The sequence below is a fragment of the Nonomuraea rhodomycinica genome, from assembly GCF_013363995.1.
In the GTDB taxonomy this organism is placed as follows: domain Bacteria; phylum Actinomycetota; class Actinomycetes; order Streptosporangiales; family Streptosporangiaceae; genus Nonomuraea; species Nonomuraea rhodomycinica.
Genome location: NZ_JABWGO010000014.1, coordinates 186,523 through 199,761, shown reverse-complemented (window position 1 = coordinate 199,761; position 13,239 = coordinate 186,523). Strand labels below are relative to the sequence as shown.

The 13,239-nt window shown below is 74.2% G+C and carries 14 protein-coding genes; 5 read left to right on the top strand and 9 right to left on the bottom strand.

What is annotated here, in order from left to right:
• Positions 1–62 precede the first annotated feature (62 nt).
• Complete coding sequence (locus HT134_RS39590) at positions 63–1,094, top strand: saccharopine dehydrogenase family protein (protein WP_175605616.1); 1,032 nt, start codon at positions 63–65, stop codon at positions 1,092–1,094.
• A 102-nt stretch (positions 1,095–1,196) separates the two neighbouring features.
• Entirely contained in the window at positions 1,197–1,829 is a 633-nt protein-coding gene (locus HT134_RS39585) for a TetR/AcrR family transcriptional regulator (protein ID WP_175605615.1), read from the top strand.
• A gap of 6 nt (positions 1,830–1,835) precedes the next feature.
• Here the strand turns inward: HT134_RS39585 and HT134_RS39580 are convergent, their stop codons facing one another.
• The 8 genes from HT134_RS39580 to paaA are packed head-to-tail and all read right to left on the bottom strand — an operon-like array spanning position 1,836 to position 8,233.
• Positions 1,836–2,657 carry a 3-hydroxyacyl-CoA dehydrogenase family protein gene (locus tag HT134_RS39580; protein ID WP_175605614.1) on the bottom strand — a complete coding sequence of 274 codons (822 nt, stop codon included), beginning with the start codon at positions 2,655–2,657 and terminating at the stop codon, positions 1,836–1,838.
• On the bottom strand, positions 2,654–3,385 hold the full coding sequence (locus HT134_RS39575; protein WP_175605613.1) for an enoyl-CoA hydratase/isomerase family protein: 732 nt from the start codon (positions 3,383–3,385) through the stop codon (positions 2,654–2,656). The genes HT134_RS39580 and HT134_RS39575 overlap by 4 nt, the downstream gene beginning before the upstream one ends.
• Positions 3,382–4,560 carry a thiolase family protein gene (locus HT134_RS39570; RefSeq protein WP_175605612.1) on the bottom strand — a complete coding sequence of 393 codons (1,179 nt, stop codon included), beginning with the start codon at positions 4,558–4,560 and terminating at the stop codon, positions 3,382–3,384. The genes HT134_RS39575 and HT134_RS39570 overlap by 4 nt, the downstream gene beginning before the upstream one ends.
• A 13-nt stretch (positions 4,561–4,573) precedes the next feature.
• Positions 4,574–5,629: a 1,2-phenylacetyl-CoA epoxidase subunit PaaE gene (gene paaE, locus HT134_RS39565; RefSeq protein ID WP_175605611.1), complete on the bottom strand. Its 1,056-nt coding sequence runs from the start codon at positions 5,627–5,629 to the stop codon at positions 4,574–4,576.
• Position 5,630: 1 nt separating this feature from the next.
• Positions 5,631–6,131, bottom strand: coding sequence for a 1,2-phenylacetyl-CoA epoxidase subunit PaaD (paaD, locus tag HT134_RS39560; protein ID WP_312888767.1), 501 nt, complete (start codon positions 6,129–6,131; stop codon positions 5,631–5,633).
• Positions 6,128–6,985 (bottom strand): 1,2-phenylacetyl-CoA epoxidase subunit PaaC, encoded by an 858-nt coding sequence (gene paaC, locus HT134_RS39555; RefSeq protein ID WP_175605610.1) that lies wholly within the window; start codon positions 6,983–6,985, stop codon positions 6,128–6,130. Before paaC ends, paaD begins: the two co-directional genes overlap by 4 nt.
• A 13-nt stretch (positions 6,986–6,998) precedes the next feature.
• Positions 6,999–7,292, bottom strand: a complete 294-nt coding sequence (gene paaB, locus HT134_RS39550; protein WP_175593209.1) for a 1,2-phenylacetyl-CoA epoxidase subunit PaaB — start codon at positions 7,290–7,292, stop codon at positions 6,999–7,001.
• Entirely contained in the window at positions 7,289–8,233 is a 945-nt protein-coding gene (paaA, locus tag HT134_RS39545) for a 1,2-phenylacetyl-CoA epoxidase subunit PaaA (protein ID WP_175605609.1), read from the bottom strand. Before paaA ends, paaB begins: the two co-directional genes overlap by 4 nt.
• A 108-nt stretch (positions 8,234–8,341) precedes the next feature.
• On the opposite strand from paaA, the gene paaZ reads away from it, so the two are divergent.
• Together paaZ and HT134_RS39535 are read left to right on the top strand one after the other, a co-directional pair.
• Positions 8,342–10,393 carry a phenylacetic acid degradation bifunctional protein PaaZ gene (gene paaZ / locus HT134_RS39540; protein ID WP_175605608.1) on the top strand — a complete coding sequence of 684 codons (2,052 nt, stop codon included), beginning with the start codon at positions 8,342–8,344 and terminating at the stop codon, positions 10,391–10,393.
• Between the two features lies 1 nt (position 10,394).
• Complete coding sequence (locus tag HT134_RS39535; protein WP_175605607.1) at positions 10,395–11,186, top strand: enoyl-CoA hydratase/isomerase family protein; 792 nt, start codon at positions 10,395–10,397, stop codon at positions 11,184–11,186.
• Between the two features lie 78 nt (positions 11,187–11,264).
• Here the strand turns inward: HT134_RS39535 and HT134_RS39530 are convergent, their stop codons facing one another.
• On the bottom strand, positions 11,265–12,002 hold the full coding sequence (locus HT134_RS39530) for a VOC family protein (protein ID WP_175605606.1): 738 nt from the start codon (positions 12,000–12,002) through the stop codon (positions 11,265–11,267).
• 73 nt (positions 12,003–12,075) lie between these two features.
• On the opposite strand from HT134_RS39530, the gene HT134_RS39525 reads away from it, so the two are divergent.
• Positions 12,076–13,236: an epoxide hydrolase family protein gene (locus HT134_RS39525; protein WP_175605605.1), complete on the top strand. Its 1,161-nt coding sequence runs from the start codon at positions 12,076–12,078 to the stop codon at positions 13,234–13,236.
• The last annotated feature ends 3 nt before the right edge of the window (positions 13,237–13,239 follow it).

The following is a 13,239-nucleotide window of genomic DNA, read 5'->3' as shown; positions in this document are numbered from 1 at the left end:
TGCGACGCCGCCCTCGCCAGGATGGTCGGCAACGCGGTTCAGGTGAGGACAGGGAGACGACCATGGCATCGGGGCAGACGGTGGCGGTGTACGGCGCGTACGGGCACACCGGGCGTTTCGTGGTGGCGGAGTTGCGGGAGCGCGGGTTCGTCCCGATCGCCTCCGGCCGCGACGCGGAGAAGCTGAAGGCGCTGGCGGCGTCCGACCCCGGGCTGGAGATCCGCCAGGCATCGGTCGACGACCCCGGCTCCCTCGACGCCGCCCTGGCCGGCGCGGCGGCCGTGATCAACTGCGCCGGGCCCTTCGCCACGACGACCGCCCCCGTGATCGAGGCCGCGCTGCGCGCCGGCGTCCCGTACGTGGACGTCGCGGCCGAGATCGAGGCCAATGCCGACACCTTCACGCACTTCGCGGACCGCGCCCGCGCCGCCGGAGCGGTGGTCGTCCCCGCGATGGCCTTCTACGGCGGCCTCGGCGACCTGCTGGCCACTGCCGCGATGGGCGACTGGAGCTCGGCCGACGAGGCGCACATCGCGTACGGGCTGAACAGCTGGCACCCGACGGCCGGGACGCGCGCCTCGGGCGCGGTCTCCCGGCAGCGGCGGGACGGCCGGCGCGTCGTGTACGCCAACGGCCGGCTGGAGTACCGCCATGACGACCCGCCGGCCCTGGAGTGGACCTTCCCCGGTCCGATGGGTCCCCGCGCCGTCATCGGCGAGTTCACGATGGCCGACGTCGTCACCGTGCCCAGCCATCTGTCCATCCCGGACGTGCGCACCTACATGACGGTCGAGGCGGCCAGGGACGTGGTGGCCCCGGACACGCCGGCGCCCGCCCCGGCCGACGAGAGGGGACGCTCCGCGCAGACCTTCCTCGTGGACGTCGTCGTGCGCTCCGGCGGCGGCGAGCGGCGGGCCGTGGCGAGCGGCCGGGACATCTACGCCGTCACCGCGCCGCTCGTGGCCGAGGCGGTGGACCGCGTTCTCACGGGACGCACCAGGACGGTCGGTGTCGCCTCCGCCGGAGAGATGTTCGACGCGTCCGACTTCCTGCGCGCGCTGTCCCCGCACATCACCGTGGAGGTGCTCGCGTAGCGGCCGGACCGCCGACGCCCGCCGACGCCCGCCGACCCCCGGCGGCACCGGCGGGGCGGTGAGCGGGGAAGCGTGCCTGATCCGTTGTGAGATGCTGCTTTCGTGACGACCCAGCCTGCCGAACCGGCCCCGCGCCGCGGGCGTGGCCGTCCCGGCCATGACCAGGCGGCGGTCCTGCGCGCCGCGGTGGAGCTGTTCAACCGCAAGGGGTACGACGCCACCAGCATGGGCGACCTGGCCAAGGAGCTGGGCCTGACCAAGCCGGCCATCTACCACCACGTCACCGGCAAGGAGCAGCTGCTCGGCCAGGCCCTGGACGACGCGCTCGACGAGCTGACCGCGGTCGTGACCGAGGCGTTCCGGGAGCAGACCGGCAGGAGCGCGTACGAGCGGCTGCGCGAGGTGGTGCGCCGCAGCGTCGAGGTCCTCGTGGCGCACCAGCCCTCCGTCACGCTCCTGCTGCGGGTACGCGGCAACAGCGAGGTCGAGCTGGCGGCGCTGGAGCGGCGCCGCTGGCTCGACGACCGCCTGGCCGCGCTCGTCACCGACGCCGTCGCGGAGGGCGCGCTGCGCGACGACGTGCCGGCGACGCTGGTCAGCCGGCTGCTGTTCGGCATGGTGAACTCGCTGGTCGAGTGGTACCGGCCGGACGGCGCCTACGACCGGGCGATGGTCGCCGACGCCGTCACCGCCATCGCCTTCGACGGCCTGGCCCGGCACGAGACCCGCGTCTGAGGGGTCTCACCAGGTGTAGAAGCCCTGGCCGGTCTTGCGGCCGAGATGCCCGACGGCGACCAGGTCGCGCAGGATGCGCGGCGGCTCGAACCGGGGCCCCAGCTCGCGCGCCAGGTGCTCGGCGATCGCGAGCCGCACGTCCAGGCCGACCACGTCGGTGGTGCGCAGGGGCCCCATCGGGTGGCGGTAGCCGAGCGTCATCGCCGTGTCGATGTCGGCCGCGCTCGCGACGCCCTCCTCCAGCATCCGCATCGCCTCCAGCGCCAGGCCGACGCCCAGCCGGCTGCTGGCGAACCCCGGCGAGTCCGCGACCGTGATCGGCGTCTTGCCCAGCTCGGCCGCCCACTGCCGGGCCAGCTCCACGAGCGCCGGATCGGTACGCGGCCCGGTGACGATCTCGATGAGCGCGCTCACCGGGACGGGGTTGAAGAAGTGCAGCCCGAGGAAGCGCTCCGGCGCGGCCAGCCCGGCGGCCAGCGCGCCGATCGACAGGCTGCTGGTGTTGGAGGCCAGCACCGCGCCCGGCGCCGCCTTCTCGACCAGGGCGAACACCTGGGCCTTGAGCGCCGCGTCCTCCGGGACCGCCTCGATGACGAGCTCGCACGGGGCCAGCTCGCCGGGGTCCGACGTCGTGCGCAGCCGCGCGAGGACGTCCGGGCCGGCGTCGCCCTTGGCCAGGCCGTCGCGCACCCGGGCCCGGGCCCGCTCGGCCGCCTCCGGGCCGTTCTCGACGACGATCACGTGGCTGCCCGAGGTCAGGAACGCCTGCGCGATCCCGGACCCCATGCGCCCGCCGCCGTAGACGCCGACCGTCCGTGGCAGGCTCATGATCGCCGCTCCAGGAATGCCGTCATGCGCATGTGCTTCTCCTCCGTCTCGAACAGGACCGCCTGAGCCACGTCGTCCACGAACGGGTGCGCGCCCCGGGGGGCGTGGAAGACGGCCTTGGTCAGCCGGGTCGCCAGCGGCGCCCGCGCGGTGATCCGGTCGGCCAGCCGATGCCCGGCCGCCAGCAGCTCCTCGGCCGCCACGACCTCGTTGAGCAGCCGAACGGCGTGCGCCTCCTCGGCCGTCAGGACGCGGCCGGCCAGCAGGATCTCCTTGGCCAGCGGCTCACCGACCAGCTCGGCCAGCCGCCAGGCCGCCCCGGCCGCCGCCATGATGCCGAGGCCCGTCTCGGGGTTGCCGATCCGGGTGGCGGGCGTGCCGATCCGGAAGTCGCAGGCGTAGGCCAGCTCGGCCCCGCCGCCCAGGGCGTACCCGTCGAGCAGGGCCACGGTCGGCATCGGCAGCCGGTGGATCCGCTCGAAGATCTTCGAGTTGATGCCGCGCAGCGCGTCGTACAGGTCGCGTTCGCGCAGCTGGGCGATGTCCGCCCCGGCGGCGAAGGTCGTGCCCTCGCCGGTGAGCAGGACGACGCGCGGGTTCTCCTCGACGGCGGCGCACGCCTCGTGCAGCCGGGCGACCAGCTCGCGGTCGATGGCGTTGCGCACCTCCGGGCGGTTGAGCCGCCACACCACCCGGTCCTCGGCCTCCTCCACGATCAGGCTGGTCATGGGCGCTCCACCAGGAGAGCGGTGCCCTGGCCGACGCCGACGCACATGGTCGCCAGGCCGCGCCGGCCGCCGGAGCGTTCGAGCCGGCCGAGCAGGGTGACGAGGATGCGGGCGCCGGAGGCGCCCAGCGGGTGCCCGAGGGCGATCGCGCCGCCGTCGGCGTTGACCCGGTCGAGGTCGAGCCCGAGGTCGCGGACGCAGGCCAGCGACTGGGAGGCGAACGCCTCGTTCAGCTCCACGGCGTCCAGGTCGTCGACGGTCCAGCCGGCGCGGTCGAGCGCCTTGCGGGTCGCCGGGACCGGGCCGACGCCCATGATCTCCGGCGCCACCCCGGCGTTGGCCGCCGCCACCAGCCGCGCCCGGGGCGTCAGGCCGTGCCGTTCGAGGAAGCGGTCGCTGACCACGACGACGGCCGCCGCGCCGTCGTTGAGGGAGCTGGAGTTGCCGGCGGTGACGAGCCCGCCGGGGCCGTTGACCGGGCGCAGCCGCGCCAGGCGTTCCAGGCTCGTGTCCGGCCGGGGCCCCTCGTCGGCGTCGACGACGCCCTCACCGGTGGGGACCGGGACGATCTCGCCGGCGAAGCGGCCCTCCTTGGCCGCCGCGACGGCCCGCTCGTGGGAGCGCAGCGCGAACGCGTCCAGCTCCTCCCGGGTCAGGCCCCAGCGGAGCGCGACGGTCTCGGCGGTCTGCGGCATGGAGGCGGTCGTCGCGGCGTCGAAGCGGGGGTTGGTGAAGCGCCAGCCGATCGAGGTGTCGAACGACGCGCCTGGCTTGGCGAACGCCTTGGCCGGCTTCTCGGTCACCCACGGCGCGCGGGTCATCGACTCCACCCCGCCCGCGACCACCACGTCGGCGTCACCGGCGGCGATGAGGGCGCGGGCGGTGGCGACCGCGGTGAGCCCCGAGGCGCACAGCCGGTTGACGGTGAACCCGGGCACCGACTCGGGCAGGCCCGCCAGCAGCAGGGCCATCCGGGCGACGTTGCGGTTGTCCTCGCCGGCCTGGTTGGCCGCGCCGAGCACCACCTCGTCGACGAGTTCCGGGTCGATCCCCGCGCGGGTGACGGCCTCGCCCACGACGAGGGCGGCCAGGTCGTCGGGCCGGACGTGGGCGAGCGCGCCGCCGTAGCGGCCGATCGGCGTCCGCGCGCCGGAGACGACGAAGGATTCGGGCATGAGTCAGGGCTCCTTATGCGTCGTAGTCGACGGTGACGCGCTCGCCGACCGGAAACGTCTGACAGGTGAGGACGAACCCGGCGTCGAGCTCGGACTGTTCCAGGGCGTAGTTGCGGCGCATGTCCACCTCGCCGTCCCGCACGACCGCGCGGCACGTCCCGCAGACGCCGCCCTTGCAGGCGAACGGCAGGTCCGCGCGCGCCGCCTGGGCGCCCTCGAGCAGCGTCGTCCCGCGGGAGACCGTCGAGGTCGTGCGCAGGCCGTCGAGCACGACCGTCAGCTCGCTCGTCGCGCCGGGCGCGACCCCGTCGGCCGCCCGTCGCGGCTGCGGCGGCGGCTCGTCCACGTAGAACAGCTCCACGTGCACGCGGGACGCGGGGACGCCCAGGTCGGCGAGGACCGCGCGCGCCTCCTGGATCATCGCCAGCGGCCCGCAGAGCCACACGTGGTCGAACACCTCGACCGGCACCAGCTCGGTCAGCAGGCGGCGCAGCCGGTCGCCGTCGAGCCGGCCGGAGAACAGCTCGACGTCGCGCGGCTCACGCGAGAGCGCGTGGACCACCTGCAGCCGGGAGCCGTAGCGGTTCTTCAGGTCGCCCAGTTCCTCGGCGAACATCACGGTGCGGCTGGTCCGGTTGCCGTACAGCAGCGACACCTGGGCCTCGGGGTGGGTGAGCACGGTGGAGGCCAGCGACAGCATCGGGGTGATGCCCGAGCCGGCGGCGACGCACAGGTGCCGCTCGCCCATGGCGGGGTCGGCCTGCCAGGAGCCGGTCGGCGTCTGGACCTCGATCCGGGTTCCGGGCGCGACCTCGCGCACCAGCCAGGACGAGAACAGCCCGCCCGGGATCTCGCGGACGCCGATCCGCGGCCGCTCGCCGGCCGGCGCGCAGATCGAGTACGACCGGCGCTCCTCCCGCCCGTCCACGACGCGGCGCAGGGTGAGCGACTGCCCGGCGCGGAAGGCGTACGCCTCGCGCAGCTCGTCCGGGACGGCGAAGGTGATCGCCGCGGCGTCCTCGCACAGGTGGTCCACCGCCGCCACGGTGAGCGGGTGGAAAGTGGGCATGTCAGATCTCCTTGACGTGCTCGAACGGCTCCTGGCAGCCGGTGCAGCGGTAGAGGGCCTTGCAGGCGGTCGCCCCGAACTCGGACGTCAGCCGGGTGGCCGCCGACCCGCAGCGCGGGCAGGCCGGGGCGCTCCTGGCCGGGCCGAGCGTGAGGGGGATCGGCCCGGTGCGGCGGGGGGCCGGGCCGGGCGCCGACAGCCCCGCCTCGCGCAGCGCCGCCCGGCCGCGCTCGGTGATCCAGTCGCTGGTCCAGGGCGGGTCCAGCACGATCCGCACCTCGACCCGGTCGAAGCCGGCCGCCCGCAGCCGGTGGACGAGGTCGTCGCGCATGGTCGCCATGGCGGGGCAGCCGGTGTACGTCGGGGTGATGGACACGACCACCTCCTCGCCGCCGCGCACCTCGACGTCGCGCAGCACGCCGAGGTCGGCGAGGGTGAGCATGGGCATCTCGGGGTCGCGCACCTGCCGGGCGACCTCGGCGGCCCGTTCGGCGGCGCTCACCAGCGCCCGCTCGGGTGGGCGCGGGCGACCACCTGCATCTCGGCGAGCAGCGAGGCGAGGGCGGCGGTGTGCGCGCCGTCGCGGCCGGTGCCGCTCAGCGGCGGCCGATCGGGCCGCTCGACGCCGCTCACGGCGAGGACCTGGTCGAGGACGACGTCCACCTCGTCGCGCAGGGTGGCGGGGTCCACGCCGAAACCGGTGTGCGGCGCGACCAGCTCGGCCTGGTACGGCCACAGGGCGTCCAGCGCCGCCTCCAGCCTGCGCCGCGACTCCTCGGTGCCCTGAGCCAGGGTGAGGAACCAGCGTCCCGCCCAGTCGCGGTGGTAGGTGATCTCCTTCACGCCCTTGGCCGCCACCGCCGCCAGCACCTGGTCGGGGCTCGCGCGCAGCCGCTCCAGCAGCGCGAGCCGGGCCACCGAGAACAGCAGCAGCCGGACGACGACGTGCGCGAAGTCGCCGTTCTCCACCTCGGCGAGCCGCACGTTGCGAAACCGCTCCGCGTCGCGGAAGAAGGCCAGCGCGTCCTCGGCGGGCACCGGCGAGCCCTCGGGCAGGGCGGGCACCACGCCCGGGTCGGCCGCGGCGGCCCGGGACAGCAGCAGCCGGGCCTGGCCGAGCAGGTCGAGCGCCATGTTCGCGAGCGCGATGTCCTCTTCCAGGTCGGGCGCGCGGCTGCACCACTCCGACAGCCGCTGCGCCATGACGAGCGCGTCGTCGCCGAGCATGAGGCAGTACGCGGCCAGCTCGGCCGGGTCCACGCCCGGGGGCACCGTCGTGTCGACCCCGGCCAGCGGGTCCTCGAAGCCGGTGCCGAAGGCCCACTGGGAGGAGTCGCCGGCGTATTCGTCGTTCATGAGTGCCAACCGATCACATGTGCGGGACGTTGTCGGGGATGTCGTAGAACGTCGGGTGCCGGTAGACCTTGTCGCCGCTCGGCGCGAACATCGGGTCCTTCTCGTCCGGGCTGGAGGCCGTGATGGCGTCGGCGCGCACGACCCAGATGCTCACGCCCTCGTTGCGCCGGGTGTAGACGTCGCGCGCGTGCCGTACGGCCATCGCGTCGTCGGCGGCGTGCAGGGACCCGACGTGCACGTGGTTGAGGCCCCGCTTGCCGCGGACGAACACCTCGTACAGCGGCCACTCCCGCCGGTCGGCGCTCATCGCGCGCCCGCCTTCGCCGCGAAGGCCGACGCGGCCTCGCGCACCCAGGCGCCGTCCTCGTGCGCGGCCCGGCGGTGCGCCATGCGCTGCGCGTTGCACGGCCCGTCGCCCCGGATGACGGCGGCCAGCTCCTCCCAGTCGGGCTCGCCGAAGTCGTGGTGGCCGCGCTCCTCGTTCCAGCGCAGGTCGGGGTCGGGCAGCGTCACCCCGAGCGCCTCGGCCTGCGGGACCGTCATGTCCACGAACTTCTGGCGCAGCTCGTCGTTGGAGTTGCGCTTGATGCCCCAGGCCATCGACCGCGCGCTGTTGGGGGAGTCGGCGTCCGGCGGGCCGAACATCATCAACGCCGGCCACCAGAACCGGTTCACCGACTCCTGGACCATCGCGCGCTGGGCGTCGGTGCCGCGCATCATCGTCATCAGCAGCTCGTAGCCCTGCCGCTGGTGGAAGGACTCCTCCTTGCAGATGCGGATCATGGCGCGCCCGTACGGGCCGTAGGAGGTGCGGCAGAGCGGTACCTGGTTGCAGATCGCGGCGCCGTCGACCAGCCAGCCGATCGTCCCGACATCGGCGTACGACAGCGTCGGGTAGTTGAAGATCGAGGAGTACTTCTGCCGGCCGGTGAGCAGCAACTCGGTCAGCTCGGCGCGGGAGACGCCCAGGGTCTCGCACGCCGAGTACAGATACAGCCCGTGCCCCGCCTCGTCCTGCACCTTGGCCAGCAGGATCGCCTTGCGGCGCAGGGACGGCGCGCGGCCGATCCACGCGCCCTCGGGCTGCATGCCGATGATCTCGGAGTGCGCGTGCTGGGCCATCTGACGCACGAGCGTCCGGCGGTAGGCGTCCGGCATCCAGTCACGGGGCTCGATCCGGTCGTGGCGCGCGATGGTCGCCTCGAACGCGGCTTCCAGCGCTTCCGGCTCCGCCGGTGTCGTCGTCATCTTTACCTCCCGAGGCAGGGCGTCTTTATTTACTTATCGCTCGGTCAGTAATACGGTGGCACGTGTCGGGGGTCCTGCGCAAGGTCCCCGCGGAGAGGAGAGGACAGCGTGAGCGCGCTGCTGGAGAGCTACGCCGCCGGACGATGGTTCCGGGCGGCCGACGACGGAGAGCCCCTTCTCGACGCCGCCACGGGCGAGGAGGTCGCGCGGATCTCCAGCCGGGGGCTGGACGTCGCCGCGATGGTGCGCCACGCCCGCGACACCGGCGGGCCGGCGCTGCGGTCCCTGACCTTCCACGAGCGGGCGGCCCTGCTCAAGACGCTGGCCAAGCACCTCACCGCGCGCAAGGAAGAGCTGTACGCGCTGTCGGTGCGCACCGGCGCCACCTCGCGCGACACGATGATCGACGTGGACGGCGGCATCGGCACCCTGTTCAGCTACGCCAGCAAGGGGGTGCGCGAGCTCCCGAACGACACCGTCTTCCTCGACGGCGGCCTGGAGCGCCTGGGCAAGGGCGGCACGTTCGTCGGCCAGCACCTCTACACCTCGCGGCCGGGCGTCGCGGTCCAGATCAACGCCTTCAACTTCCCCGTCTGGGGGATGCTGGAGAAGCTGGCCCCGGCCTTCCTCGCCGGGCTGCCCACGATCGTCAAGCCCGCGAGCCAGACCGCCTACCTGACCGAGCTGGCGGTACGGCTGATCATCGAGTCGGGCATCCTGCCCGAGGGCGCGCTCCAGCTCGTCGCCGGCGGCGCCGGAGGGCTGCTCGACGAGCTGACCGTCCAGGACTCCGTCGCCTTCACCGGCTCCGCGCACACCGCTGGCATCCTGCGCCGCCACCCGAACGTGCTGGACGGCGGCGTCCTGCTGGGCGTCGAGGCCGACTCGCTGAACTGCTCGATCCTCGGGCCGGACGTGCGCCCGGAGGACCCGGAGTTCGACCTGTTCGTCAAGGGCGTCGTCACCGAGATGACGGTCAAGGCGGGACAGAAGTGCACCGCCATCCGCCGGGTGCTCGTGCCCTCGGCCCTGGCCGACCAGGTCGTCGAGGCGCTGGCCGCGCGCCTGTCGAAGGTGAGCGTCGGCGACCCGCGCAACCCGGACGTCCGGATGGGCGCCCTGGCCAGCCTCGGCCAGCGCGACGAGGTGCGCAAGGCCGTCGAGGCGCTGCGGGCCAGCGCCGAGGTCGTCTTCGGCGACCCGGCCGGCGCCTCCCTGCTCGACGGCGACGCCGAGCGCGGCGCGTTCATGACCCCGCTGCTGCTGCGCGCCCGGCCCGGCGCCACCGAGCCGCACGACGTGGAGCCGTTCGGGCCGGTCGCCACCGTGCTCGCCTACGACGGCCTGGACGCGGCGGTCGCGCTCGCGGCGCGCGGCAAGGGCAGCCTCGTGGCCTCCGTCGCCACCCACGACCCGGACGTCGCGCGCTCGGTCGTCCTCGGGCTCGCGCCGTGGCACGGCCGGGTCCTCGTTCTGGACCGCGACGACGCCAAGGAGTCCACCGGGCACGGCTCGCCGCTGCCCGTCCTCGTCCATGGCGGCCCCGGCCGGGCCGGCGGCGGCGAGGAGCTCGGCGGCGTGCGCGGGGTCCTGCACCACATGCAGCGCACCGCCGTCCAGGCCTCCCCGGACCTGCTCACCGCGGTCACCGGGCGCTGGACCACGGGCGCCGCGCGCGGCGAGTCCGGCGTCCACCCGTTCCGCAAGTCCCTGGCGGACCTGCGGATCGGCGACACGATCGCCTCCGCGCCGCGCACGGTCTCGCTCGCCGACATCGAGCACTTCGCCGAGTTCACCGGCGACACCTTCTACGCGCACACCGACGCCGAGGCGGCGGCGCGCAACCCGCTGTTCGGCGGCATCGTCGCCCACGGCTACCTCGTCGTGTCCCTGGCCGCCGGGCTGTTCGTGGACCCCGCGCCCGGACCGGTCCTGGCCAACTTCGGCGTCGACTCCCTGCGCTTCCTCACCCCGGTGAAGGCGGGCGACACGATCGACGTGACGCTGACCGTCAAGCAGATCACCCCGCGCAGCTCGGCCGACTACGGCGAGGTCCGCTGGGACGCCGTGGTCGCCAACCAGGACGGCCAGCCGGTCGCCACGTACGACGTGCTGACCCTCGTGGCCAAGACCTGGCCGATGCCCGAACAGGAGGGCTGAGGTGGGCGAGGCTCCGCTCCGGCTGGAGCGTGACGGCGCCGTCGCCGTGCTGACCCTCGACCGGCCGGAGCGCCGCAACGCGCTGGACGGCGAGCTGAAGACGGCGCTGCGCCGGGCTCTGGAGGAGGTCGCGGCCGACGACGCCGTCCGCGCCGTGCTGCTGACCGGGGCGGGCGGCGCCTTCTGCGTCGGCCAGGACCTCGCCGAGCACGCGGCGGCCCTCGGCGCGGACCCCGGGCACGCCTTCGACACCGTCGAGCGGGACTACGCGCCGGTCATCCGGCTCCTGGCCACCATGGGCAAGCCGGTCGTCGCCGCCGTCAACGGCACGTGCGTCGGCGCCGGCCTGGCCCTCGCCCTGGCCTGCGACCTGCGGGTGCTCGCGGAGGAGGCCGTCTTCGCCACGGCGTTCACGGCCATCGGGCTGACATGCGACTCCGGGCTGTCCCTGACGCTGGTCCGCGCGGTCGGCGAGGCCAGGGCCAAGGAGCTGGTCCTGCTCGGCGAGTCGTTCGGCGCCCGGCAGGCGGTGGAGTGGGGGATCTCGGGCCGCGTCGTCCCGCGCGAGGAGGTCGGGGCGGTGGCGCGTGAGCTGGCGGCCCGGCTCGCCGCCGGGCCGACCGCCGCCTACGCCGAGTCCAAGCGGCTGCTCGCGCGGGCCTGGGACCAGGACCTCGGCGCGGCGCTCACCGCCGAGGCCCGCGCCCAGGCCCGCCTGGGGCTGACCGCCGACCACGCGGGAGCGGTGGAGGCGTTCCTCGGCAAACGCAAGCCCACCTTCGAGGGACGCTGACCCGTGGAGGGCCCGGATCCCTCCGGGCCCTCCACGGGCGGCGTACCCTCGCCGCCGGCCGCCCCCGGGCTCCGGGGCTCAGCGCGGGCTGAGGACGCAGAACTCGTTGCCCTCCGGGTCGGCCAGCACCGTCCACGACACCTCGCCCTGGCCCACGTCGGCGGGCGTCGCGCCGAGAGCCCGCAGCCGCGCGATCTCCGCCGCCCGGTCGTCACCGGGGTACGGCCGCAGGTCGAGATGGATGCGGTTCTTCACCGTCTTCACGCCGGGCGTGCGGAGGAACTCGAGATAGGGCCCGACCCCCTGGGCGGAGCGCAGCGTCGCCTGGTCGTCGGTGACCTCGTGCACGGTCCAGTCCATCGCCTCGCCCCAGAACCGGGCCATGGCCCGGGGGTTCGCGCAGTCGACCACCACGGCGGCCATCGGCCCGGTGTCCCGGTAGGTCTCCCGGGGCTCCAGCACGCAGAACTCGTTGCCCTCCGGGTCGGCGAGGACCGTCCACGGGACGTCGCCCTGGCCCACGTCGGCGGGCGTCGCGCCGAGGGCCCGCAGGCGCGCGACCAGGTCCGCCTGATGCGCCGGGGAGGTGGTGGCCAGGTCGAGGTGCACGCGGTTCTTCACCGTCTTGGGCTCGGGGACGGCGAGGACGGCCAGGCAGAGGGCGGCCGGGTCGGGGTAGGCGAAACCCCCGGGTTCGACGCCGGTCTCCCCGGGCTCCTCCTCGGCGACGTGCCAGCCGAGCGCCTCGGCCCAGAACCGGCCGAGCGCGGAGTGGTCGCGGGCGTCCAGCGCCAGATGAACAAGTCGCATCGCCATGTCGCGATCTTATCGTCCAGCCCGCTGCTTTATGCTCGTTAGACGAGTTAATTGAGCCGACGAGGAGGGCGGCATGACCGACGACGTGACCCCGTTCCATCTCGACGTCCCCGAGTCCGCGCTGGACGACCTGCGCGAACGGCTGAGGCGCACCCGCTGGCCGGAGGCGGAGACGGCCGGCGACTGGTCGCAGGGCGTCCCCCTGGACTACCTGCGCGAGCTGTGCCGCCACTGGGCCGAGGAGTACGACTGGCGGGCCACCGAGCGGCGCCTGAACGCCCTGCCGCAGTTCAGGACCTCCATCGACGGCCTGGGCATCCACTTCCTCCATGTCCGCTCGCCGTACGAGGGCGCGCTGCCGCTCGTCCTCACCCACGGCTGGCCGGGCTCGGTCGTGGAGTTCCTCAAGGTGATCGGCCCGCTCACCGACCCGGTGGCGTACGGCGGCGACGCCCGCGACGCCTTCCACGTGGTGATCCCCTCGCTGCCCGGCTACGGCTTCAGCGACAAGCCGGCCAGCCAGGGCTGGGGCGTCGAGCGGATCGCCGACGCCTGGATCCGGCTCATGGCCCGCCTCGGCTACGACCGCTACGGCGCGCAGGGCTCCGACTGGGGCACCACCGTCACCACGCTCGTCGGCCTGCGGGACCCGGACCACGTGGCCGGCATCCACCTCGTCCCGCCGCTCGCGGCCCCGGACCCGGCCACGTTCGGCGACCTCACCGACGCCGAGGCCGCCGCGCTCGCCGCCCTCGAACAGGCCCAGGAGAGCGAGGACGGATACTCGCTGGAGCAGTCCACCCGGCCGCAGACCATCGGCTACGGGCTCGTCGACTCCCCGGCGCTGCTGTGCGCCTGGATCATCGAGAAGTTCCGCGCCTGGACCGACTGCGACGGCCACCCCGAGAACGTCCTCACCCGCGACGAGCTGCTCGACAACCTCATGTTCTACTGGCTGCCCGGGACCGGCGCGTCCGCCGCCCGGCTCTACTGGGAGAGCTTCCGGCAGGTCCAGCGGCTCTTCACCGCCGGGGCGACGGACGTGGTGAGCGTCCCGGCCGGATGCTCGGTCTTCCCCAAGGAGAACCCCCGCCCCTCCCGGCGCTGGGCCGAGCGGCGCTTCACCGACATCCGGCACTGGAACGAGCCGGAGAAGGGCGGCCACTTCGCCGCGTTCGAGCAGCCCGAGCTGTTCGTCCAGGAGCTGCGCGCGTTCTTCCGCCTCGTCCGCTGACCC